This window comes from Brucella sp. RRSP16 (assembly GCF_052246815.1).
In the GTDB taxonomy this organism is placed as follows: domain Bacteria; phylum Pseudomonadota; class Alphaproteobacteria; order Rhizobiales; family Rhizobiaceae; genus Brucella; species Brucella intermedia.
Genome location: NZ_JBQQAM010000016.1, coordinates 1 through 21,660, shown reverse-complemented (window position 1 = coordinate 21,660; position 21,660 = coordinate 1). Strand labels below are relative to the sequence as shown.

Genomic DNA, 21,660 nt, shown 5'->3' with positions numbered 1-21,660 from the left:
GCGCTATGTGCTTTTCGTTGCATGTTCTTGCCGGGACGTTATACGAAGAGACTCTATCGCAAATTTTTGCGCCTCACTTTTTGATGGACAAGATTATGCATCTTGTGCGTTCCCCCTTTCATGAGGCGCTACCCGAAGAGGAGCGGATATATGAGCCGTTATGGCAAAGCACATCGTCAGTTCACGGGATGTGACGAGCGATGAGCGCCGAACCAAGCCGTATTCAAGTGGAAGAGACACGCAAGACAGCAATTGCGCTCAAAGATGTGCAGATTTCGTTCAAGCTGGCCGATGGTGGCCGCTTCGATGCTGTCGCCGAAAGCAATCTTGAAGTTGCCGAAAACGAATTCGTGGCGATTGTCGGCCCGACCGGTTGCGGAAAATCCACATTGCTCAATGCCGTTGCCGGGCTTCTCGTACCCGCCAGTGGTACTGTCGAAATCAGCGGCCAGCGGCTGCAAGGCCTCAATCGCAAGGCAGGTTATCTCTTCCAGCAGGACGCTCTCATGCCCTGGAAGACCGTGCTGGACAATGTTGCCATCGGGCTGGAAATTGCCGGCACGCCAAAGGCACAGGCCCGCGAACAGGCTCGCGAGTGGCTAGCCCGCGTCGGTCTTGCAAGTTTTGGTGACCGCTATCCGCATATGCTGTCGGGGGGACAGCGAAAGCGCGTCGGCCTTGCGCAGGTGCTGATCCGCAATCCGAAATATCTGCTGATGGACGAGCCCTTCGGCCCGCTGGATGCGCAGACGCGCGTCATCATGGGCGACCTTCTGCTCGACCTGTGGTCACAGGACAAGAAGGCGGTCATGTTCGTGACCCACGATCTGGAAGAGGCCATCGCGCTGGCGGATCGCGTCGTCATCATGTCTGCCGGGCCGCGTGCGCGCATCATGGCGGAGTATAAAATTCCCCTCGCCCGCCCGCGCGAGATTTCCGAAATACGCCTCGACGACAAGTTCCACGAAATTCATCGCGAAATATGGAGTGCGCTCAAGGAAGAGGTTCTCAAGGGCTATCAGCAGACAAGTGGGGAAAAGAAATGAAAAAGCCTATGCTGTTTCTGGCGCAGCTCAGCGTGGCGGTGGCCGTCATTCTGGTCTGGCACCTCTTCACCGCAACCCACTTGCTGGGTAATCCGGCCAAAGCGAAGTTTTTCTTTGCCACGCCGGGCGATGTGGCCGTGCGCATCTCCAAATGGTTTGCAGAAGGTACGATCTGGTATCATCTCGGCATCACACTGCTTGAAGCCATGCTGGCCTTTGCCATCGGCGCAATCGGCGGAGTGCTGATCGGCTTCTGGTTTGCCCGCAAGCCTTTGCTCGCCGCGATCTTCGACCCCTACGTGAAGGCCGCCAATTCGCTGCCGCGTGTCGTGCTGGCGCCGATCTTCGCGCTGTGGCTCGGTCTCGGCATCTGGTCCAAAGTCGCACTGGGCGTATCGCTGGTCTTCTTCATCGTCTTCTTCAACGTCTATCAGGGCGTGAAGGAAGTGAACCAGACTGTGCTCGCCAATGCCCGCATGCTGGGCATGAACGAGCGCCAGCTTTTGCGCAACGTCTACCTGCCATCCGCGCTGTCGTGGATGTTCTCCAGCCTGCATACGGCTGTCGGCTTTGCCGTCGTCGGCGCGGTCGTGGGGGAATATCTCGGTTCGTCGGCGGGGCTTGGCTACCTGATCCATCAGGCGGAAGGCGTGTTCGACGTTACCGGCGTCTTTGCCGGCATGCTCGTGCTGACGGCCTTCGTGCTCGTCATCGACTGGGGCGTCTCTATCATCGAAGCGCGCCTGCTGGTCTGGCGCCCCAAAGCTGCCGGACAGAATGGTTAAAAGGATTCAAGGAGGAAACCATGAGAACAACACGTAGAGATATCTTGCTGGCGGCCACTGCCTTCGGGCTTGCGGGCATCGCTTCGCGCCTGCCCGCTTATGCGCAGGATGCATCCGCGGCACCTGAAAAACCGGAACTGATGTTCGGCGTCGGCGGCAAGCCGCTCTTCTATTACCTCCCCCTCACCATTGCCGAGCGCAAGGGGTTCTTCGAGGAAGAAGGCATCAAGGCAACCATCAACGATTTCGGTGGCGGCGCAAAGTCCTTGCAGGCGCTGATCGGCGGTTCGGTCGATGTGGTGACCGGCGCATACGAACACACCATTCGCATGCAGAACAAGGGACAGGACATCAAGGCCGTCTGCGAGCTTGGTCGTTTTCCGGGGATCTGCATCGGCGTGCGCAAGGACCTTGCCGGTGAGATCAAGACGATTGCCGATCTCAAGGGCCAGAATGTCGGGGTCACGGCGCCGGGTTCATCGACGTCGCTGTTGCTGCAATATGCGCTCATCAAGAACGGTCTCGCCGAAGATGCCGCTTCGATCATCGGTGTCGGCGGTGGCGCAAGTGCGGTCGCAGCCATCAAGAAGGGTGAAATTGCCGCTCTCGTCCATCTCGATCCGGTCATCACGCGACTGGAAGTGGATGGCGACATCACATTGCTTCTCGACACGCGCACCGAAGAGGGCACGCGTCAGCTTTTCGGCGGCACCAATCCCGCAGCGACCGTATATGTGCAGCAGAGCTTCATCGATGCCAATCCGGTTACAACGCAGCGTGTCGTCAATGCATTCGTCAAATCGCTGAACTGGATTCACAAGGCCTCTGCCGATGAAGTGGCGGACGCCGTGCCGGAGGAATATCTGCTAGGTGACCGGGAGCTGTACAAAACCGGCTTCGAAAAGTCCCGCGCCATGTATTCCGAAAAGGGTCTGATCGCGGAAGACGGCTTCAAGAGCCTGTTTGAAATGCTCAAGGCTCTCGACCCGGAGCTGGCAAATGCTGATATCTCGTTTGCGCAGACCTTCGATCCCCGCTTCGTGGAAGCGGCAAAGGCATAATACCCGCTTTGGGGCAGGGTCGTTTCCCTGCCCCTTTTCAGGTCGCAGCTGGCTGATTGAAAGCGGCCGGTCGAGGGCGGTCAATCCCCATCCAGAAAGAGCCACCGCCCAGGACACCCGCTCGACAGGTTGGAGCAGCAAGAAGAACGCGTAGGTCCCGACTGGACCGGTTCACGTTCTGACATGATAAACGGTCCGGCTTGGGGCCGGACCGCTTTGGGATCAGTCTTCGAAAGGCCTCTTCACATCCGTCTTGTGCCGCATGTCAAAGCTTGACGGCATTTTCCCGCGCCCACAACCGCAGCTTGCGGCAGGATGTAACAAATTCCGACGCTCCCTTTTCATTGTCCAGCGAGACTAGTCCCTCATCCATATCGGGTTCAATGCCCGCCTTTGCGAGTAGCGGCATCGCGCCTGCGGTAAACCCGATAAACTTGCAATGGGCAAAGGCGTCGGCAACGAAATCCCGCGCCGCGGCTTCTCTGGTCAATCGATCCGCCGCCTCCTCCGACAGTACAAGTGCGACAGCGTCCAACAAGACGGATGGACCGCCATCGATCATATGATCGGCCTCCATCCAGTCGCCGCTGGATGCCTCGAAACCTCCGACCGTAGGCGCAACCAGTTCCAACGTTGCGCCCTCCTGTTCAGCGGCCCGCCGGATTGCGTCCAGCACCTCGGCATTCGAGCCATTGGCGGCAAGTACACCAATCTTCCGGCCCTTGAAGCTCCCGGGCCCGTTCACAATGATGCTCAGCGCCGGAGACGGAGCAAGATCGTCGCGCACCGGCACCATCACATCTGCGGCCTGCGGCATCGTGCGGATGCCAAGCTTGCCGGCGACCGTTTCCGCAAGGGTCGCATCGATGTTGAGCAGGTGGGAAACAATACGCTCGCGGACCCTGGGCGTTTCCACCTTCGACAGTTCGAAGGTCAGCGCCATCGCTATATGCTTCTGCTCCGTCTCGGTCTGGCTCAGGTAGAACTGGCGCGCCTGGCTGTAATGATCGGCAAAGCTTTCCGCCCGAAGGCGAACCTTCTGCCCATCTTCCTGCGCCGGAAATGATCGGAATCCGAGCTTTTGGTCGGGCCTCGGTCCCTCCCCCCACGAATTGGGCTGATAGTTTGCCCGCCCCACAGGGTTGCGCATCGCCATATGTCCGTCCTGCTGAAAATGGTGAAATGGACACTTGGGTGCATTGATGGGGATGTGGGTGAAATTGGGACTACCCAGCCGTTTCAACTGCGTGTCGAGATAGGAGAAATTGCGCCCCTGAAGCAGCGGATCATTCGAGAAGTCGATGCCGGGGGGAACGTTCTGCGTCATGAACGCGACCTGTTCAGTCTCGGCGAAGAAATTGTCCGGCATGCGGTTGAGCACCAGCCGCCCAACCGGCATGGGCTTTATGATTTCTTCCGGGATCAGCTTGGTCGGGTCCAGCACATCGAAGTCGAAGCTGTCGGCAAAATCCTGATCAAAGAGTTGCACGCACAGTTCCCATTCCGGAAAGTCACCCGCCTGGATGGCATTCCAGAGATCGCGCCGATGGAAATCGGGGTCGGCGCCATTGATCTTGACCGCTTCGTTCCATACGACGGATTGGAGGCCAAGTTTCGGCTTCCAGATGAATTTGACAAAGGTCGACTGATCCCTGTCATTCACGAAGCGGAAAGTATGGACGCCAAATCCTTCCATGAAACGGAACGAGCGCGGTATGGCGCGGTCCGACATGATCCACATGATCATGTGCATGGATTCTGGTGTCAGGCTGATGAAGTCCCAAAAATTGTCATGCGCCGACTGGGCCTGCGGGAATGCCCGATCCGGCTCCTCCTTGACGGCGTGGACCATATCGGGAAATCGGATAGCGTCCTGAATGAAGAAGACTGGAATGTTATTGCCGACAAGATCCCAGTTGCCTTCCTTGGTGTAAATCTTGACGGCGAAGCCCCGGACGTCCCGGGCGAGGTCGAACGAACCCTTCGATCCGGCGACCGTGGAGAAACGGACAAAGACCGGCGTCTTCTCGCCAACCCGTTGGAAAATGTCCGCGCGCGTATATTCGCTGAGTGATGCTGTCGTCTCGAAATAGCCATGCGCGCCATAGCCTCGGGCATGGACGACGCGTTCGGGAATACGTTCGTGGTCGAAGTGAAATATCTTTTCCCGAAAATGGAAATCCTCGATAAGCGTCGGTCCGCGTGCACCGATCTTGAGCGTATTGAGGTCATCTGAAACCGGTCCGCCCTGGGCCGTGGTCATGACCGGTGTCTTGTCGTCGGCAACCTGATGAAGCTCACCACCCTGGCCAGCCTCAAGCGTCTGGTCATGAATCTGGCGTGGCTTCCGTTTAGATGCGGCTTTGTCGCTGGCTGACATGGCTGGCTCCTCCTTTTACGTGATCTCTGTTCACATGAAAAAGGGTGCCGAACTGCACCCTTCCATAATCACGCTGCCGTGACACGCTGGTTGGCCGAACCGCCCGCAAGCTTCATCAGATTGCAGTCGGTCCTGAATTGTTCCTGAAGCGTCTGATCAAGCAGATTCTGTGCATGGTTCAAGCCGCGTTCTTTTGCCCATCGCTTCAAGGTGCCGCAGCGAGCGATCTCGTCGTTCCCGACTGCCTGCGCTGACCTGCGCTCATAGGAGATGTCCTTGTGCGCATCGCGGAACAGGTCTTCGAGGGGCTTTTCCTTTGCCATAGTTCGTTTCCTCATAGTGTCGGATAGATATTTGAAGCTTGGCTCGCCGTGAAATTCCCGCCAAATATCGCGCAACGACACGCAAGGCAGGAAACTGGCATCTCCGTCCTGTGAGTAACGCGGTGTGGTAATTTAAGTTCCTTGATCGGTCGCGCAGGTTAAGCCTGAGCGAATCCCGCCAACTACCTCGGGTCCTCGAAGCCACCAAAAGGTGCTAGCCACCACAGAACGACATCGTGAGCGCCCCCTTTTTACACAACGATACAAAATGGGGGGCTGGCGGACACATCCCGGATAATCGGTCGATGCATCTTCTAGTCATCAAGCGACGCAGAGCCCCGCAATGATGCAGGGCAGCAGATTTCGCTAGGTAGAACAAAGAAGGATATCGTCATGAACAAGATCGTTTTTGCAGCCGCCGCCACCATCATCGCCCTGAGCAGTAGCGCATCATTTGCTGAGAACCCTTATGTTGGCCAGCCAGAGGCGCTTGCTTTTCAGGATAAGGCGGCACGCGCTCCCGGCAACAGCCCGGTCTCGGTAAAGCTGGACTTCCGTGCGCCTGCCTCCATCGGCAAGGATGCCGCCGTTTATCATGACGGCTCCGCGCATCGTTTTGGCGATGCCTCCCCGTCCAGCTACGAATAAGCGCGCCAGGCAACCTTTCACCGAATGCGGCTGGACATGACTTTCAGCCGCATTCGGTGGCGAACGCCATTTCTACAAGCTTCAGCTCCAAACAACACATAGGCCATTAAGGAAACAACAATGCGTAAGCTGATCATCGCAGCTTCAATTGCAGCCGCAACATTCGTTCCGGGAAATGCTATCGCCCAGGAGGACAAACCTACTGTCGTGCTGGTGCATGGTGCTTTTGCGGACTCGTCAAGCTGGAACGGAGTTGTCGCCCGCCTTGAAAAGGACGGCTACCCGGTTATCGCCATCGCCAATCCGCTGCGCAGCCTCTTGACAGATGCGGACTATGTCAAGCGCACCCTTGCTAGTCTCAAGACGTCTGTCGTTCTGGTTGGCCATTCCTATGGCGGCGCAGTTATCAGTCAGGCTGCTGCGCAATCCGACAATGTGAAGTCTCTTATATTTGTCGCCGCTTTCGCCCCTGATAAGGGTGAAAATCTGACAGGTCTCTCGGTTAAGTTCCCCGGCAGCACGCTTGGAGCAGCACTGGCGCCGCCGGTCGAGATCGAAAATGGCGGCAAGGATCTCTACATCCAACAGGATAAATTCCATCAGCAGTTCGCTGCCGATGTTCCGGAAGAAGAGGCCCGGCTCATGGCAGCTGCTCAACGACCGATCAGCGAGGCAGGCTTGACGGAACAGGCCACGGAAGCCGCCTGGAAATCCAGGCCATCCTGGTTCATCTATGGGGATGCGGACAAGAACATTCCCCCGCAAGCAATGGGCTGGATGGCCGAGAGAGCGGCATCCCGCAAGACGGTCATTATCAATGGCGGATCGCATGTCGTGATGGTTTCCCATCCCGACAAGGTGGCGGACCTGATCGAAGAAGCTGCCGCTGCAAGGTGATCTTCATATATTTGCCAGAGCGTGATTGCGGGCTCGTCAAGAGCGTGAAACCGCAAGTGGATCGATCGGTTTTCGGGAACGTTCTACGTATCGGCAAGAAAAGGCGCGGAACATTCTCCGCGCCTTTTCTTTTCGTTCAAAGCCTCTGTCGTCGCATCTTCCGTCGGGTCATCCCCGGAGGAGTGCCCCTGACGGATACTACGCGTGCGATTTCTATAACGGCTCGCTCACCTGAGACCTTTGAACGCTGCCCGGAGCTCCTCGGAAAAGAGTTGCGGCTGTTCCCAGGCCGCGAAATGGCCACCCTTTGCCGGTCGATTGTAATAGATCAGACTTGGAAAGGCCTGTTTTGCCCAGCTTTCCGGTGCCTGATAAAGCTCGTCCGGGAAGGCGCTGACGGCGACCGGAATCTTGATCCCCTTGGGTGCGAAGAAAGCGAACTTGTTTTCCCAATAGAGCCGTGCCGAAGACACAGCGGTGTTGGTCAGCCAGTAGAGCGTAATGTTGTCGAGCACATCATCGCGCGTCAGGCCTTCTTCCTGTCCGTCAAATACGCGTGCGATCAGCTGGTAGCTTTTTGCGTCGTGATCGAGCATCCACGAGGCGAGGCCAATTGGGGAATCCTCCACGCCATAGAGCGTCTGGGGACGGGCCGTCATTTCCTGCGCGTAGGCAAGGCCGTGTTTGTAGAAGAAATCCAGCTGCCCATAGGCGCGCTTTTCCTCCGCGGATAGTCCGGCGGGTGCCGGCCGGTTCGCATCCAGCGACTTCTGGATGTTGTCCGGAACGGCACCCGGCATATTGGTGTGAATCCCCAGCAGGCCCTTCGGTGCCTGCACGGCCATTTGTTCGGTTACAGCGTCCCCCCAATCGCCGCCCTGAGCGACATACCTGGTGTAGCCGAGTCGTTTCATCAGTTCCGTCCAGGCGCGGGCGATGCGTGCCGGCTCCCATCCCCGTTCGGTAGGCTTGCCGGAGAAGCCGTAGCCCGGAAGTGACGGGATGACGATGTCAAAGGCGTCTGCATCGGTGCCACCATGCGCGGTGGGGTTCGTCAGTGGATCGATGATCTTGAGCTGCTCGATTACGGAACCCGGCCAGCCATGCGTGACGATGATCGGCAGAGCATTCCTGTTCCGGGAGCGTACATGGATGAAGTGAATATCCACGCCGTCGATATTGGTCACGAACTGCGGCAGGCTTTCGAGCCTCGCCTCGACGCGCCGCCAGTCGTAATCGGTCGACCAATATTGCGCGAGCTTGCGCATCGTTTCCAGCTGCACGCCCTGCGTGTCGTCGCCAACAAGCTCCTGACTCGGCCATTTGGTGGCGGAGATGCGGCGACGCAGATCGGCCAGAGCCTCATCGGACGCGCGAAAATGAAATGGCCTGATGGAGGTGTCTGCCGGAAGCTGGGTTTCAGCTCCCCTCACGGGCTTCGCAATATCGGCCTGCGCGCCGATCGGAAGCCCGGCTGCGATCAGAAATGCTGCCGAGGCGGCCAGCTTCCAAGAGGCGGGTCGTTTCAATGTTGTCACGGATAAATCTCCTTGTTTGTACCAGCTTTCCGGCGGGCCAGGGCGCGCAGGAATCCGCCCGATGCACAGGGTGCATCGGGGGAATTGGATGTCAGCGCGAAAGGCGCGGCGAGTAAATGGAAGTAGGCTAGAGGCCGTAAAGGCCACGCGGGAAGGCGCCCAGACCCTTTGCCTCGAGTAGATGAAGGGGAGCCCGCAAGGTCACACGAACGACTCCCGGGTTGCGGCCGATCTCGATTGCTCCAGCCACTGTCGCGCGGTTCATGACTTCCGGCACGCTCATCTCGAGGACCTCGGCAGCACGCTGCAAACCGTTCTCGGTCGCGAGATTGAGGTTGGCTCCGGTTCCGATAAAGGTGACCGGCGCATCCTCTTCCACCGTCGCGACCCCGTGTCTGGCGGCCAGAGCCTTGACCGCATGTTTTTCACTCGAAGTGAGCGGACGTGCGAGATAGGGCAGATCCTCGGCGACCGGGAAAAGAATCGGGCCGTCAAGCTTCAGTCCCTTGATAACGTGAACTTCCAGAGTGGCCGTGCCTGCCACGTCTGCGGTATGACCGGCGATTTCCCCGTCACCCTGGAATGCGTGCATATCTCCCAGATAGATGCCGCCGCCGGGAACTTTGACTGGGCAGATGAGGACGGCGCCTTCGCGAACGGTGTTGACGTCGAGATGGCCGTCGGTCTTGTTTGCGATCAGCTCTTCCTCGGTCAATGAATAGGCGTGGGGAGCGTTGAGCAGAAACGACCCGAAATCGCCTGCATTGTGCGAGTCGGGCATAGCCTTGCCGGGCGTCGTTCCGAGTTGGCCAAGAAAAGGCCGCAGTCGCGTCGCGACGGCAACGAGATCGGCTGGCGCGAAGGTCAGGATGGGATTCTGGATCGAGGCATCCGGCAGGGCCATGAGCCGGGCAGCGTCAGCAGCCATTTTCTCTGCTTCAGCGCGGCCAAGGGTGAGACCCACGCTGCGCTCATCGTCGAACGCAATCGTGTAGCCATGGGTGAAAGTGAATGGCGCAGCGTCGGCTCCACATGTCTCACAGCGGACAGCGGTTGGACCAATGCCTTCGATACGCGTCACTGGCCATTGTGTTCCACAGCCAGGGCACACGGCAGCACAGAAGGGATCGCCGTTGAAACGACCCTCCATGACCTTGTCGTTCCCGGATGCCGTGGCGGCAGATGTGACGACGAGGGACCGGATTCTGATTGCTATCGCGTCTCCGACCTCAGCCCCCTCCACGGCGACAGGTCTGGTGACTTCATGACCACCCCGGATTTCAGGCGTGATCATTGGCCCCCAGCAACCCGGCGATGTGTTGGCGATGATCACGCCTCCGTCTGCGACCGGGCCGAGCATGGGCGCTGCGGGATCGAGCAAGCCATTTGTCAGTTCGTTGACAAAGACGGTGCGTTGAGCTGTTCGCGCGTTTGCCGTTGAATTGTTTGTCAAGCTGGTTCTCCTCCGTGAATTCCTGCATTTGCCGTTTTGGCAGGAGCGATGCTGGGTTTATTGTCGTCCAAGGTATCCTGAATATGTCCGCATACGGGCAGTTTTGTAGAGTATTGTACAATGGCGCCTTCGCGGCGCGCACGCCTTGCCGCCTGCCCGGTGCAGGTTCTTCCTGCACAGTGTCCTCCAGCGTCTACGATGACATTCTTCTTCCGACGTTTGACCACACCGCTCGCTTCAGCCAAAGGTAAAGGCATAGGCTTCAACACCCGCATCGAGGAAACGGATTTCGAACTCGCGGGGCTCCACCTGACCGGATTGCCGGACGAGCTGATAAAGCCTGGTCGACGTCACAACACCGTTGCCGCCTGCGTCCGTATCGGCGCCGTGATCGGCTCCAGGCGCTTGGCCGTCGATTGTCACCTGAAAACGAACTGGCTTTCCGGAAGCATCCGGACCGAGGACCAGATGCAGGTCACGGGCGCTGAAACGGTAGACGATGCTGCCGCCCTTCTGGTCCAGCTTCGCTTGCTCCGCACCGACGGTCCAGCTCCCAGACAGGCCCCATTCGTTGAGGCCCGGTCTGGAGATCGAATAGGCGACTGCAGTATCGGCACGCAGGTTTTCCCGCGACGCAAAATTGGTGGCGCGCTCGTAACCAAGATAGGTTTCGTCAGAGCGGATGTTCTTCAGGTCAGGGCTCGCTTCCGCGCCTTTGGCGTTCGGTTTTACTGCAGTTGTCGCCGCCCTGTCGCTGCCAGCTTCGCGCAACAGGTCCTGAATCGCCTGCTCGGTTCCGCCATAATTGCCTTCTCCGAAATGATGATGCCGAATCTGGCCTTTGGCATCAATCAGATAGTGAGCGGGCCAATAGCTGTTTTCGAAGGCACGCCAGATCCTGTAATTGTTGTCGATTGCAACCGGGTAGCCGATCTGGAAGTCAGCGACAGCCTTTTTGACATTGTCGATCTTCTTTTCGAACGCAAATTCGGGGGCGTGCACACCGATTACGACCAGTCCCTGATCCTTGTATTTTTCCGCCCAGGCGCGAACGTACGGCAGAGTGCGGATGCAATTGATGCAGGAGTAGGTCCAGAAATCCACCAGTACGACCTTTCCGCGCAGTTGTTCATTCGTGAGCGGTGGTGAGTTTAGCCACTCGACAGCCCCATCCAGAGAGGGAGCGCGACCTTCGACCGGCAGGTCGCTGCGGAACGGTCCTGCGGTATTTGCGGCAGTTGTCGCCGCACCATTGCTGGTGAAACCCGATGGTCTACCGGCGTTTGATTTCGAAATCAGGCGGTCGAGCACGACCTGTTCGAAGGCGCTGGTTTTAGCATAGGAGACCCGCGCCAGAAGGCCGGTATCGAGCCCCAGCGCGATGACGGTGACGCCGGCCAGCACCGCAAGGCCGAGCATCTGGCGGATTTTTTCACTGAAGCCGAGCGAACGCTTCATCCCCGCAAAGACCTTGCCGCCAACGAGCAGGGCAACAGCAAGCGAGGTCGCCGTTCCTGCTGCATAGGCAGCAAGCAGGAAAGTAGTCTGAAGGTTGGCGCCCTGTAACGCAGCGCCCGTCAGAACAAGGCCGAGTATCGGGCCGGCGCAAGGCGCCCAAAGCAGGCCGGTCGCAATACCGAGTATCAGCGAGCTTGCTAGGGTCGGTGCGGAATCGGACTTGCCGGAAGCATTCAGAAGCCGGTTGCCGAAATCGACGATCGGCCGGGTGATTGCGCTCGCAACACGCGGCGAAAGCAGGCTTATGCCAAAGACGGCAAGGAGCAGCAGTGCGGCGGTGCGACCATAATCATTGGCATGGATCGCCCAGCTACCTCCTACTGCGGCAAGTGTCGCCACAAGCGCAAACGTGACGGCCATGCCTGCCAGCATCGGCAAGGTGCTGCGAATGAAGGGCTGCCCGGCTCGGGCAAAGACGAAGGGAAGGATGGGGAGGATGCAGGGGCTGAGGATAGTCAGCGCTCCTCCGAGATAGGCAATAACAAGAAGCGTCATAATCGTCACCTCGAAAACCTAAATTTGGGGATCTGGACGTCGATGAGGCACGGCCAGTAACAGCGCCAAATTGATCAAGGCGACGTATCCCCTGTGTTTCCGGGATCATGGCAAAGTGTATCGAAGTGTAGAAATCGCCCGGCACGAGACTGCATGGAGGAGCCTGCGGACGGGAAATCGAATTGTATCAAAATGTATCCAGGCCACGGGATGCTACATTTGCATTCAATAGCCCGTTGCCAGGACACAACGAGGATACAAGCGGGCGGCAATTTTCGATCACAATCAACAAGGATCGGAACCAAGCCATGTCCAACGAAATCAACCATCAGCGCCGCCGTTTCTTCGGCATCGCCGCCATGACAGTCGCGGCTGTCGAATTCGGCGTCACCTCGCTGGCCAGCGCGCGACCGGCCGGGGCACCGCAACCGGTCCGAGGAGCGGGCAGGCATACGTCCTTCAAAACGCTGAAGCAGGTCAAGGCGGGCGTCCTGAATATAGGCTACGCGGAAGCGGGGCCTAAGGACGGTCCGGCTGTTCTGCTGGTCCACGGCTGGCCTTACGACATTTACAGTTATGTGGATGTCGCGCCCTTATTGGCGTCTGCCGGTTATCGCGTAATCGTGCCTTACCTTCGCGGCTACGGAACCACGCATTTCCTGTCGAGCGAAACCCCACGCAATGGTCAGCAGTCGGCACTCGCCGTAGACATGATAGCACTGATGGATGCACTTGAGATCGACAAGGCGATTGTGGCTGGCTACGACTGGGGGGCGCGCACCGTCAACATCATGGCCGCGCTCTGGCCGGAACGGTGCCAGGCGATGGTATCGGTGAGCGGCTATCTGATCGGCAGCCAGGAAGCAAACACGAAACCGCTGCCACCGATGGCAGAACTTTCCTGGTGGTACCAGTTTTACTTCGCGACCGAGCGTGGCCGCCTTGGTTATCAGGCGAATACGCGCGAGTTCGCCAGATTGATCTGGCAAACCGCCTCTCCAACCTGGAAATTTGATGATGCGACATTCGAGCGATCAGCAGCCGCCTTGGACAACCCGGATCATGTGGCGATCACCATCCATAATTATCGCTGGCGGTTGGGTCTTGCCGATGGCGAGAAGAAATTTGACACTTACGAAAAAAAGCTCGCCAACGCGCCTCTCATCTCCGTGCCGACCATCACGATGGAGGGGGATGCCAACGGCGCGCCGCATCCTGATCCGGCAACCTATGCCAGGAAATTCACTGGAAAATATGAACATCGCACCATTGGCGGGGGAATAGGACACAACCTGCCCCAGGAGGCGCCTGAAGCATTCGCCCAGGCGATTTTGGATGTTGCAAAATTCTGAAGCATTTTGGTTGCCGGAAAACGCATGACCGCTTTTCGGCAGTCCGTTCCCAGCTTAAACAGAGTAAACCGCGCCGCTGTAACACGCGAGGATTCGAGGGATGTCCATGGAGCATGTCGATCACATTCTGATCGTTGACGATGATCGTGAAATTCGAGAACTGGTGTCGTCTTATCTGAAGAAGAACGGGCTGCGGACGTCGGTTGCCGCCGATGGCCGCCAAATGCGTACATTCCTTGAGGCGAATGCAGTCGACCTGATTGTTCTCGACGTAATGATGCCGGGAGATGACGGTCTGGTGTTGTGCCGCGAACTGCGCTCCGGCAAGCACAGAAGCGTCCCGGTTCTCCTGCTGACAGCACGCAGCGACGAAATGGATCGGATTATCGGCCTCGAAATGGGTGCAGACGACTATATCGTGAAGCCTTTCGCGGCGCGTGAACTTCTCGCACGCATCAAGGCTGTGCTGCGGCGCACCCGCATGCTGCCCCCAAATCTACAGATTAGCGAGGCGGGACAAGTGCTGAGGTTCGGAAGCTGGCGGCTGGATACCGTCGGCCGTCATCTGATCGACGAGCAAGGCACGGAAATTGCGCTCAGCGGCGCGGAATATCGTCTGTTACGGGTCTTCATCGATCATCCCCAGCGCGTGCTCAACCGCGATCAGCTGCTGAACCTTACACAGGGGCGCGATGCGGAACTGTTCGACCGATCAATTGATCTTCTGGTCAGCCGGCTGCGCCAGCGGCTCGGCGACCATGCACGTGACGCCACCTATATCAAAACAGTACGCAGTGAAGGCTACGTGTTTTCAGTCCCGATAGAGATATCGGAGCCACGGCCATGACGTTCGGCAGCATTGGCCGCATAGTGCCGTGGCCAAGCACGCTGCGCGCCCGCATCTTCGTCATTCTTCTCCTCGGGCTCGCGGTCGCCTACGGCCTTTCGTTCAGCCTCCTTTATGCGGAACGCTATATGTCTGCGAAGGCAGTGATGCTCGGCACGCTCGAGAGCGATGTCGCCACTTCCATCGCCGTCCTCGATCGCCTTCCGGCAAACGAAAGGGCAAATTTTACCGACTGGCTTAGCCGGGGCAATTACAGATTTGTGTTGGGCGAAGGATTGAAAGGTGTTCCCGATAATTCGCCCACAGGAGCTGAAATCGCTGCACGTGTCGAGGAAGCGGCGGGGCATCGGGTTCCGTTACGAGTTGAATCTATCCCTGGCGATGTGAGGCGGCTTCAGATCCATCTGGCACTCAGCGACGGAAACCCGCTGACCATAGACGTGACACCGCGCCCGATCATGCCCTTAGCAAAATGGCTGCCCTACGTCTTCGCCTTGCAAATGCTGCTACTCCTTCTGTGTGCCTGGTACGCGGTACGACAAACGACCCGGCCACTGGCCTACCTCGCCACTGCCGCCGATACGCTTGATCCAAACAAGGCGGGACCAGCGCTTAGCGAAGCCGGCCCACGCGAGGTTGCCCATGCAGCGCGCGCCTTCAATGCTATGCGCGAGCGTATTGTCCACTATCTGGAGGAGCGGGTGCAAATCCTGGCGGCAATTTCTCACGACCTTCAAACGCCTATCACGCGGATGCGGCTGCGCGCCGATATGGCGGATGATTCACCACAGAAGGACAAGCTGGCCAATGACCTTGCTGAGATCGAAAGGCTGGTCCAGGACGGCATTGCCTATGCCCGCAGCTCGCATAGCAATGGCGAGAAGACTTCCCGTATCGATCTATCCTCTTTTATCGACAGCATTGCCTACGATTACCAGGACACGGGAAAGCCGGTTACCGTTCTGGGTATCGTTCGGGGAACAGCATCGACAAAACCGCATGCGCTGCGCCGCATCCTGACCAATCTGATCGACAACGCACTGAAATATGGAGGAGAGGCTGAACTGAGCGTCGAATGGAGAGATAGCGAGATTGTCATTTCGGTTCTGGACCACGGTCCGGGAATACCAGACGACAAGCTGGAAGCTGCCATGCAGCCCTTCTTCCGGCTGGAGCAATCTCGCAACCGGGAAACCGGGGGCACGGGTCTTGGACTCGCCATCGCCGAGCAACTTGTCACCACGATCGGCGGCTCGATCGCGCTGCGTAACCGACCGGAGGGCGGACTGGTGGCGGAAGTAGTCCTGCCCTCCCGGACGTAAAACTGTGTATGAAAACATGTCGCCCGGGCGCGCGATTACACTGCGATACATTTCGGGCAAATTCTGAAACATTCCGGAGACGTCGATCCTTCAAACATCTCTCCATCAACAACGTCGCAGCAGCGACAAACCAAAGGAGTGTTCGATGGCACAGATTGATAAGGTTCTCTACACCGGCAAGACCCGCACCACCGGTGGACGTGACGGTTTCGCACGCAGCGACGACGCCCAGCTTGACGTGAAGCTTTCGCCTCCCGGTACGCCACAGCCAGGCACCAATCCGGAGCAACTTTTTGCAGCTGGCTGGTCGGCTTGCTTCATCGGTGCGATGGGTCTGGCGGCGGGCAAGCGGAAACTGAAGCTCCCTGCTGATACGACCGTTGATGCGGAAGTCGATCTCGGAACCACGGATGGGGCGTATTTCCTGCAGGCCCGCCTGACCATTAGCCTGCCGGGTCTGGATAGGGAACTCGCCCGCGAACTCGTCACCGACGCCCACCAGAATTGCCCTTATTCCAAGGCAACTCGCGGCAATATCAATGTTGAACTGAAGGTCGCCTGAACGGTGCACTCACCACAGGAGCATCCAATGCGCATCCTCATTGTAGGCTTTCTGACGATTGCAACCTTTGCAGCGCCGTGTGTCTACGACGTGTTCTCGTCCGAGCCTTCGCCGCTCACCACTCTCCTGGCCATTGCGGGGCTGGTCAGCTGAACCCTGAATCGTCCGGCCCGCCCATCGTGGTGAGCGGACCGGACAAACTGGCTGTGACCCTATTCAATGCCGTTAGGCCCCGCAACTGGCGGAAGGCGGTTTGGTTTCGGAGAAGACGCGCGATCAGCTGGACTGGGCACGGTTTTGTCGACACTGCCAATGGTCCGGAGGTCTTGAGCCATCGATAACCGATCAATGGCCGGGCACCTTGGAATAAGTTGGTAATGAGAAACCCTGAAGGGGCTCGCTGACCTGCCCAAGATAAGCTGAACTGTCGGCCACTTGCTCCTGCATCTACAGGTTCGTTAGCTGGAAAGAACGTGTAACACGCTGTTCTTTCCAGCTGCCATAAACCAAGCCGACATCGAGCCCACCGGCAATCGGTCAGTCTTTGGGACTCAAATCCAATGAAAACCACTTGCTGGACATTGCCGAAAGCGTTCCGTCTGCCTGCATTTCGCCAATCGCCTTGTCGAGCTTGGCTTTCAGCTCCGGTTCGTTCTTACGCAGACCGATACAGACATTTGTCGCCTGAATGCCGCCGACCAGCAAGGGTCCGGCGATTTTCAGCACACCATTGCTCTTTTCGGCACGGTCGCGCGCAAAAACCACATTGTCATACTGGCCGTCCACGCGGCCAGATTGCAGGTCGAGCTTGGCCTGCTCCGATCCCTTATAGGTGCGGACCTGAGCAGAGTCGCCAAAGTTCTCCTCTACGAATTGCAGCTGGCTGGTCGAAAGCGAGGCACCTATCGTTTTACCCTTCAGCGCTTCCTTGAGGTCAGCAATGGCCTTTTTGCCTTCGTCAGTGTCGGTGGACAGACTTTCACCCGTATGAGGCAGGCTGGCCAATGGGCCGTCGGATGGAACGAGAAAAGTGTTCGGCGTAATCACATAGGGAACGGAAAAATCGATCGTTTTGCGGCGTTCCGGGTTTGGGCCCATTGTCAGGACAACGTCGAACTTGCCGGCCAGAAGCGACGGAATCTGGCTGTCCCAATCCTGCGCGACGATCTTGCATTCAAGTTCTGCTCGCTTGCAGACTTCCTTGATGACATCAAGATCAAGTCCCTGGAGCTCCCCGCCCGGAGAAGTCAGGTTGAACGGTGGAAAAGCGCCTTCCACGCCCACAGTAACAGTCTTCCATTCTTTTGCCAGTACGCTGCCGCTGTAAAGGACGGAGAGAGTGCATAGACCGATAGCTGCGATTTTCTTGAACATAGTTCCCTCGTTCTTATGATTGTTTCGGGGTGAAAGAGTGCTGCGAGTGAAATTCCCGCCTTTCACGATCAAGTGTGTACCTGCTTCCCATTGTTGAAAAGCGGAATATGGTTCATGTATGTGAATTTTGTTCTCAATTTTGAGACAAGGAGTTTTCCTGTCAGGCAAGCGGGAAACCCCCGACCTGAAACGTCAGGCCGGGCCTCGTAATCCGAAAGGAAATTCAGTTTTTCAGCCGTTCAGCTTTGCATAGCGTGCGATGTCCGCATGGGTCGCAAACCAGATATCCTTATGTTGGCGGATATGGCTGATAAGTTCCTTCAGTATCCATATGCGAGACCGATGGCCGATAATATCCGGGTGCATGGTTAGCTGGAAAACCCCGCCCTCGGCATAAGCGGCATCAAACTCGCGAATGAAAATCTGCAGGATATCATGTGGTGCAATTTGCGGACGCAAGCCGCCCCAACGATCCATGACGAGATAAGCGGCATCGTCTCGAATCCATTCGACAGGCAGCTCGGTTACGCCCGTTGGCTCGCCATTGAGCAAAAGCTCGTAACAGTCCACATCCGCCATTAATGATGAATCGTAAAGCAGGCCCATCTCGAACGTAATCTGGAGCGTGTTGTCACTGAAATCCCACGATGGTGTTCTGATGCCCACCGGCCGAATGCCGGTGATCTTCTCCAGCGCATCGGCAGAACGATGCTGAAGGTCGCGTTCCGTGTCTCCGTCAAGCAATGTATTACGCTCGTGAATCCAGCCGTGAAGCGCGATTTCATGGCCTTCATCGACCAACGCGCGCTGCTCGTCAGGATAATGAATTGCCGAAACGGCTGGCACGAAAAATGTCGCGGGAATGCCGTTGCTCCTCAGCAGTTCGCGAATGCGCGGAATGCCCTGCCTCGGGCCGAATTGCCCTTGGGAAAGTGCGGAAATCGATTTGCCGCCATCCCGCAGTTCGAACGTGTCATGGTCAGAGTCAAACGACAGGCCAACCGCACATCTTGCACCGTTTGCCCAAGTCGAAGGCTTGAAGCTTCGTCCGGCACGTGCACGGTTCATGATGGATTGAAGTCGCTTTTCTGGCCAGGTCCATGTCGGAATGGGCGTATCGGTCGTCATGTTGTTGGTCCTCCGCTTACCGACAATGTTTGGCCCGTGATCCAGCTCGCAAATGGAGAAGCAAGGAAAAGCACGGCATTTGAAATATCTTCCGGCAGTCCGATACGGCGCAGCGGAATTTCGTTGATCATGGCAGCCTGCCCATCGTCGCCATAGGAAGCCCACTGGCGTTCATAGTCGGGGCTCGTGCGCAGGAAGCCGGGCGCTACGGCGTTGACATTGATCCCGAACGGTCCAAGTTCGTGACCAAGCTGGCGTGCGAGGCTGATAAGAGCTGCTTTTGCGCTAGCGTAAGCTTGGATGCCGGTGAGGCTGACGCCGAGTCCGGCACCGCTTGAAATGAAGACCATCTTGCCCGAACGCCGCTTTTTCATGGCAGGAACGACGGCGCGGCCGACAAGAAATGCTCCACGCACATTGATGTCATAGATACGATCCCAATCACCGGCGGGGACCTCTTCGAGAGGGCGCTTTTTCTGGCCGAGAACGCCACCTGCAACATGCACGAAAACATCAAAACCACCGTCTTTGTCGGTCTCGGCAACCAGTGCGGAAATCGCCGCCTCATCGGTCACGTCCAGATGGGCTGCACGGACCGAGCCGCCGCGTGCGGGACGCGCTTCGCTGACGAGTTTCGCCAGTTCATCCTCAAGAACGTCTGTGGCAACAACCGATGCACCGTCTGCGGCAAACGCCTCGCATATTGCCCGGCCAATTCCCCTTGCGGCCCCGGTCACCAGGACTCGTTTTTCTTCGAAATTTATATCCATTTTACTGCTTGTCTGTTGTGGATGGTTTATAACCGAGGCGAGCGCTCAATTCCGCTGCATGCTTGATCACTGCGTCGATCATTCGTTGTCGGCAGGCGGTGAAGCGCGGCGAAATCGTCGCCATATTCAACGCGGCGACGACTTCACCGCTAGCGTCGAACACCGGCGCCGCAACGCCCGAACCGCCGATGACGGCTTCTTCATCGCAAACTGCGTAACCGTTTTCACGAACTGCGTCGATGATCCGGCGGATTTGCACTCGGTCGATAACCGTCTTGTCGGTCAGCGGGATAATGCGTTCCTTGGCGAGATAGCTCGCCGCCTTTTCCGGTTGCCAATGCGCAAGAAGGACGCGCCCCATGGCGGTGCAGTAAGCGGGATCGGATCCCGTCAGGTCCGAATCGAAACGGACCACCTGATGACTTGCACTCTTTGCCAGAATCTTGACGCGGCCATCCTTGCGCCGCACGCCAAGAAACACCGTCTCTCCCTCGCTGTCGCGCATGGCGTCCATGATCGGCTGTGACGTTGCGATCAGATAGGCATCACTTCCGCTGCACCAGCCCGGACCATTCCGGAAGGCATCATGAATCCGGTAAGACTCAGTATCGTCGCGAACGACATAGGCACGGGCAACCAAAGTGGCGAGCAAATTGAAGGTACTGCTCTTGGGATAACCCAACTCTGCAACGATCGCCTTTAACGTCACCGGTTTGTGGGCACGCGCGAGAAACTCAAGGATTTCGAGAACCCTGACTGCGGATTTAACTTCACTGCTGTTTTCAATGTTCATATATGTGAACCAAATTCCTGTTGTGGAATAATGTGGCAGACATACGATCACATGGCAACACAAAAAGGAGCACATTTGGAATGAAGACTGAAAACAAAGTTGCCATCGTAACGGGAGGGGCGCGAGGCATCGGTAAGGCATGTGCTCTTGATCTGGCGCGGGCTGGCCATCACGTCACTCTGGTCGATCTGCTGGAAACGGAACTCTCCGAGACCGCCATGGAGATCGAAGCTCTCGGCGTGCGTGCACTTCGTTGTGTTGCTGATGTCTCAAGCCATAAGCGGGCGGGTGAAATTGTCGCTCAGACAGTTGAAACCTTCGGCCGTATCGACTTCTTGCTCAACAATGCCGGGCGTTCCGCACCTGTGGGCATTCTAGAGATTTCCGAGGACGAGTTCGACCGTGCGATCGCGATCAATCTGAAAAGCTGCTTCAATTATATTCAGCATACTGCACCACATATGCTGCGTCAGGGCGGTGGCCGGATTGTTTCAATGTCGTCGCTTAACGCCTATTCGGGCGGTGTGACGGCAGCGGTCAGCAAGTTCGCTTATGCGGCGGCAAAAGCCGGTATCCTTGGCATGACCCGTTCCCTTGCCAAGGAACTTGGCCCCCATATTGCGATCAACGCGATCTGCCCTGGCGTCATCCGTACCGAGGTTGATACCAATGTCACAGAACGGGCCGATGAGGTTATCAAAGGCATAGCGTTGGGACGGTTGGGTTGCGCTGACGATGTCGCCCGCCTGGTGACCTTCCTTGCAACATCTGAACCATGTTTCATTACGGGACAGGCGTTCACGGTGGATGGCTTTCAATTCAATATGTGAACATCGGCAACAGCACGGCGCTCGCCGGTTTCGTCACGGGAATTTGCTTCGAGCGCCGTGCATCTTTTCGGGTGTAGAAAGGACCTTCTGACATCCGAAGCGGTGCTCTGCAGTTCGCTGTAAAGGCAGTGTTTCGGGAAAGCCCTGCAATCTTACATTCGCTTCCTGCGAAGCCAATCATAAAAGGGGAAAAATGATGTTGACTGCCACCGTTCTTATACGGCCTGACGCATCATGAAGCAGATGGGCTTTCTCGATATTCTAAGTTTCGGTCCTGACGGCTGGGGCTATGTGCTGATAATGGGCGCACTGGTGAGCGTGGCCTTGGCGGTTCTGGGCTTTCTGCTCGGCGCGGCGATCGGCGTGTTCGCTGCCTGGGCGAAGATTTCCGGCGGACGCACGCTGCGCACCGTCGCCGACGGCTACACCACGATCATTCGCGGCATTCCCGATCTTCTCGTCATCTATCTGTTCTATTTCGGCGGCAGCGCCGCCGTTACCGCCATCGGCAAATATTTCGGTGCGGAAGGTTTCGTCG

21 protein-coding genes are annotated in these 21,660 nt (G+C 57.4%); 12 read left to right on the top strand and 9 right to left on the bottom strand.

Annotated elements, in window-relative coordinates:
* Nucleotides 1-200: 200 nt before the first annotated feature.
* The 3 genes from ACS5UA_RS20280 to ACS5UA_RS20270 are packed head-to-tail and all read left to right on the top strand — an operon-like array spanning nucleotide 201 to nucleotide 2,892.
* The gene (locus tag ACS5UA_RS20280; protein WP_112672572.1) at nucleotides 201-1,046 is read left to right on the top strand and encodes an ABC transporter ATP-binding protein; all 846 of its coding nucleotides are present in this window, start codon (nucleotides 201-203) and stop codon (nucleotides 1,044-1,046) included.
* Nucleotides 1,043-1,831 (top strand): ABC transporter permease, encoded by a 789-nt coding sequence (locus ACS5UA_RS20275; RefSeq protein ID WP_112702253.1) that lies wholly within the window; start codon nucleotides 1,043-1,045, stop codon nucleotides 1,829-1,831. Before ACS5UA_RS20280 ends, ACS5UA_RS20275 begins: the two co-directional genes overlap by 4 nt.
* Nucleotides 1,832-1,851: 20 nt before the next feature.
* The gene (locus ACS5UA_RS20270; protein ID WP_112702252.1) at nucleotides 1,852-2,892 is read left to right on the top strand and encodes an ABC transporter substrate-binding protein; all 1,041 of its coding nucleotides are present in this window, start codon (nucleotides 1,852-1,854) and stop codon (nucleotides 2,890-2,892) included.
* 265 nt (nucleotides 2,893-3,157) lie between these two features.
* Here ACS5UA_RS20270 and ACS5UA_RS20265 read toward each other — a convergent pair whose 3' ends face one another.
* A complete protein-coding gene (locus ACS5UA_RS20265; RefSeq protein WP_443101733.1) occupies nucleotides 3,158-5,272 on the bottom strand; it encodes a catalase in 2,115 nt (704 codons plus the stop codon).
* A 68-nt stretch (nucleotides 5,273-5,340) separates the two neighbouring features.
* Nucleotides 5,341-5,595, bottom strand: coding sequence for a DUF892 family protein (locus ACS5UA_RS20260; protein ID WP_112702250.1), 255 nt, complete (start codon nucleotides 5,593-5,595; stop codon nucleotides 5,341-5,343).
* 393 nt (nucleotides 5,596-5,988) lie between these two features.
* On the opposite strand from ACS5UA_RS20260, the gene ACS5UA_RS20255 reads away from it, so the two are divergent.
* On the top strand, nucleotides 5,989-6,243 hold the full coding sequence (locus ACS5UA_RS20255; RefSeq protein WP_112702249.1) for a hypothetical protein: 255 nt from the start codon (nucleotides 5,989-5,991) through the stop codon (nucleotides 6,241-6,243).
* Nucleotides 6,244-6,363: 120 nt separating this feature from the next.
* On the top strand, nucleotides 6,364-7,140 hold the full coding sequence (locus ACS5UA_RS20250) for an alpha/beta fold hydrolase (protein WP_112702248.1): 777 nt from the start codon (nucleotides 6,364-6,366) through the stop codon (nucleotides 7,138-7,140).
* A gap of 227 nt (nucleotides 7,141-7,367) precedes the next feature.
* Here the strand turns inward: ACS5UA_RS20250 and ACS5UA_RS20245 are convergent, their stop codons facing one another.
* The 3 genes from ACS5UA_RS20245 to ACS5UA_RS20235 form a co-directional block, all read right to left on the bottom strand.
* Nucleotides 7,368-8,678, bottom strand: coding sequence for an epoxide hydrolase family protein (locus ACS5UA_RS20245; RefSeq protein ID WP_112702247.1), 1,311 nt, complete (start codon nucleotides 8,676-8,678; stop codon nucleotides 7,368-7,370).
* A gap of 127 nt (nucleotides 8,679-8,805) precedes the next feature.
* On the bottom strand, nucleotides 8,806-10,131 hold the full coding sequence (locus tag ACS5UA_RS20240; protein WP_112702246.1) for an acetamidase/formamidase family protein: 1,326 nt from the start codon (nucleotides 10,129-10,131) through the stop codon (nucleotides 8,806-8,808).
* Nucleotides 10,132-10,368: 237 nt separating this feature from the next.
* A complete protein-coding gene (locus ACS5UA_RS20235) occupies nucleotides 10,369-12,144 on the bottom strand; it encodes a cytochrome c biogenesis protein DipZ (protein WP_162718881.1) in 1,776 nt (591 codons plus the stop codon).
* A 308-nt stretch (nucleotides 12,145-12,452) separates the two neighbouring features.
* On the opposite strand from ACS5UA_RS20235, the gene ACS5UA_RS20230 reads away from it, so the two are divergent.
* The 5 genes from ACS5UA_RS20230 (at nucleotide 12,453) to ACS5UA_RS20210 (ending at nucleotide 16,380) form a co-directional block, all read left to right on the top strand.
* Nucleotides 12,453-13,496 carry an alpha/beta fold hydrolase gene (locus ACS5UA_RS20230; protein WP_112702245.1) on the top strand — a complete coding sequence of 348 codons (1,044 nt, stop codon included), beginning with the start codon at nucleotides 12,453-12,455 and terminating at the stop codon, nucleotides 13,494-13,496.
* 106 nt (nucleotides 13,497-13,602) lie between these two features.
* Nucleotides 13,603-14,343 (top strand): response regulator, encoded by a 741-nt coding sequence (locus tag ACS5UA_RS20225; protein ID WP_006470727.1) that lies wholly within the window; start codon nucleotides 13,603-13,605, stop codon nucleotides 14,341-14,343.
* Entirely contained in the window at nucleotides 14,340-15,665 is a 1,326-nt protein-coding gene (locus ACS5UA_RS20220) for an ATP-binding protein (RefSeq protein ID WP_112702244.1), read from the top strand. The genes ACS5UA_RS20225 and ACS5UA_RS20220 overlap by 4 nt, the downstream gene beginning before the upstream one ends.
* Before the next feature lie 145 nt (nucleotides 15,666-15,810).
* On the top strand, nucleotides 15,811-16,227 hold the full coding sequence (locus ACS5UA_RS20215) for an organic hydroperoxide resistance protein (protein WP_112702243.1): 417 nt from the start codon (nucleotides 15,811-15,813) through the stop codon (nucleotides 16,225-16,227).
* Nucleotides 16,228-16,254: 27 nt separating this feature from the next.
* Nucleotides 16,255-16,380 carry a hypothetical protein gene (locus ACS5UA_RS20210; protein WP_025089659.1) on the top strand — a complete coding sequence of 42 codons (126 nt, stop codon included), beginning with the start codon at nucleotides 16,255-16,257 and terminating at the stop codon, nucleotides 16,378-16,380.
* 384 nt (nucleotides 16,381-16,764) lie between these two features.
* On the opposite strand, the gene ACS5UA_RS20205 is transcribed toward ACS5UA_RS20210, so the two are convergent.
* From ACS5UA_RS20205 to ACS5UA_RS20190, 4 genes are all read right to left on the bottom strand, one after another.
* On the bottom strand, nucleotides 16,765-17,601 hold the full coding sequence (locus ACS5UA_RS20205; protein ID WP_025089660.1) for a transporter substrate-binding domain-containing protein: 837 nt from the start codon (nucleotides 17,599-17,601) through the stop codon (nucleotides 16,765-16,767).
* A gap of 231 nt (nucleotides 17,602-17,832) precedes the next feature.
* Complete coding sequence (locus tag ACS5UA_RS20200; RefSeq protein WP_112702242.1) at nucleotides 17,833-18,729, bottom strand: polysaccharide deacetylase family protein; 897 nt, start codon at nucleotides 18,727-18,729, stop codon at nucleotides 17,833-17,835.
* Nucleotides 18,726-19,499, bottom strand: a complete 774-nt coding sequence (locus ACS5UA_RS20195) for an SDR family NAD(P)-dependent oxidoreductase (RefSeq protein WP_025089662.1) — start codon at nucleotides 19,497-19,499, stop codon at nucleotides 18,726-18,728. The genes ACS5UA_RS20200 and ACS5UA_RS20195 overlap by 4 nt, the downstream gene beginning before the upstream one ends.
* Before the next feature lies 1 nt (nucleotide 19,500).
* Nucleotides 19,501-20,292 carry an IclR family transcriptional regulator gene (locus ACS5UA_RS20190; RefSeq protein WP_100649253.1) on the bottom strand — a complete coding sequence of 264 codons (792 nt, stop codon included), beginning with the start codon at nucleotides 20,290-20,292 and terminating at the stop codon, nucleotides 19,501-19,503.
* A gap of 80 nt (nucleotides 20,293-20,372) precedes the next feature.
* Here ACS5UA_RS20190 and ACS5UA_RS20185 point away from each other — a divergent pair, with 80 nt between their 5' ends.
* Together ACS5UA_RS20185 and ACS5UA_RS20180 are read left to right on the top strand one after the other, a co-directional pair.
* Nucleotides 20,373-21,122, top strand: a complete 750-nt coding sequence (locus ACS5UA_RS20185) for an SDR family NAD(P)-dependent oxidoreductase (RefSeq protein ID WP_025089664.1) — start codon at nucleotides 20,373-20,375, stop codon at nucleotides 21,120-21,122.
* Between the two features lie 234 nt (nucleotides 21,123-21,356).
* Nucleotides 21,357-21,660, top strand: a 304-nt coding sequence (locus ACS5UA_RS20180) for an ABC transporter permease subunit (RefSeq protein WP_443101732.1), incomplete at its 3' end; no start/stop codon positions are given.

Bases quoted from the DNA above. Each gene is read 5' to 3' on its own strand.
- ACS5UA_RS20280 (WP_112672572.1), top strand. From the start codon at position 201: ATGAGCGCCGAACCAAGCCGTATTCAAGTGGAAGAGACACGCAAGACA.
- ACS5UA_RS20275 (WP_112702253.1), top strand. From the start codon at position 1,043: ATGAAAAAGCCTATGCTGTTTCTGGCGCAGCTCAGCGTGGCGGTGGCC.
- ACS5UA_RS20270 (WP_112702252.1), top strand. From the start codon at position 1,852: ATGAGAACAACACGTAGAGATATCTTGCTGGCGGCCACTGCCTTCGGG.
- ACS5UA_RS20265 (WP_443101733.1), bottom strand. From the start codon at position 5,272: ATGTCAGCCAGCGACAAAGCCGCATCTAAACGGAAGCCACGCCAGATT.
- ACS5UA_RS20260 (WP_112702250.1), bottom strand. From the start codon at position 5,595: ATGGCAAAGGAAAAGCCCCTCGAAGACCTGTTCCGCGATGCGCACAAG.
- ACS5UA_RS20255 (WP_112702249.1), top strand. From the start codon at position 5,989: ATGAACAAGATCGTTTTTGCAGCCGCCGCCACCATCATCGCCCTGAGC.
- ACS5UA_RS20250 (WP_112702248.1), top strand. From the start codon at position 6,364: ATGCGTAAGCTGATCATCGCAGCTTCAATTGCAGCCGCAACATTCGTT.
- ACS5UA_RS20235 (WP_162718881.1), bottom strand. From the start codon at position 12,144: ATGACGCTTCTTGTTATTGCCTATCTCGGAGGAGCGCTGACTATCCTC.
- ACS5UA_RS20230 (WP_112702245.1), top strand. From the start codon at position 12,453: ATGTCCAACGAAATCAACCATCAGCGCCGCCGTTTCTTCGGCATCGCC.
- ACS5UA_RS20225 (WP_006470727.1), top strand. From the start codon at position 13,603: ATGGAGCATGTCGATCACATTCTGATCGTTGACGATGATCGTGAAATT.
- ACS5UA_RS20220 (WP_112702244.1), top strand. From the start codon at position 14,340: ATGACGTTCGGCAGCATTGGCCGCATAGTGCCGTGGCCAAGCACGCTG.
- ACS5UA_RS20215 (WP_112702243.1), top strand. From the start codon at position 15,811: ATGGCACAGATTGATAAGGTTCTCTACACCGGCAAGACCCGCACCACC.
- ACS5UA_RS20210 (WP_025089659.1), top strand. From the start codon at position 16,255: ATGCGCATCCTCATTGTAGGCTTTCTGACGATTGCAACCTTTGCAGCG.
- ACS5UA_RS20205 (WP_025089660.1), bottom strand. From the start codon at position 17,601: ATGTTCAAGAAAATCGCAGCTATCGGTCTATGCACTCTCTCCGTCCTT.
- ACS5UA_RS20200 (WP_112702242.1), bottom strand. From the start codon at position 18,729: ATGACGACCGATACGCCCATTCCGACATGGACCTGGCCAGAAAAGCGA.
- ACS5UA_RS20195 (WP_025089662.1), bottom strand. From the start codon at position 19,499: ATGGATATAAATTTCGAAGAAAAACGAGTCCTGGTGACCGGGGCCGCA.
- ACS5UA_RS20190 (WP_100649253.1), bottom strand. From the start codon at position 20,292: ATGAACATTGAAAACAGCAGTGAAGTTAAATCCGCAGTCAGGGTTCTC.
- ACS5UA_RS20185 (WP_025089664.1), top strand. From the start codon at position 20,373: ATGAAGACTGAAAACAAAGTTGCCATCGTAACGGGAGGGGCGCGAGGC.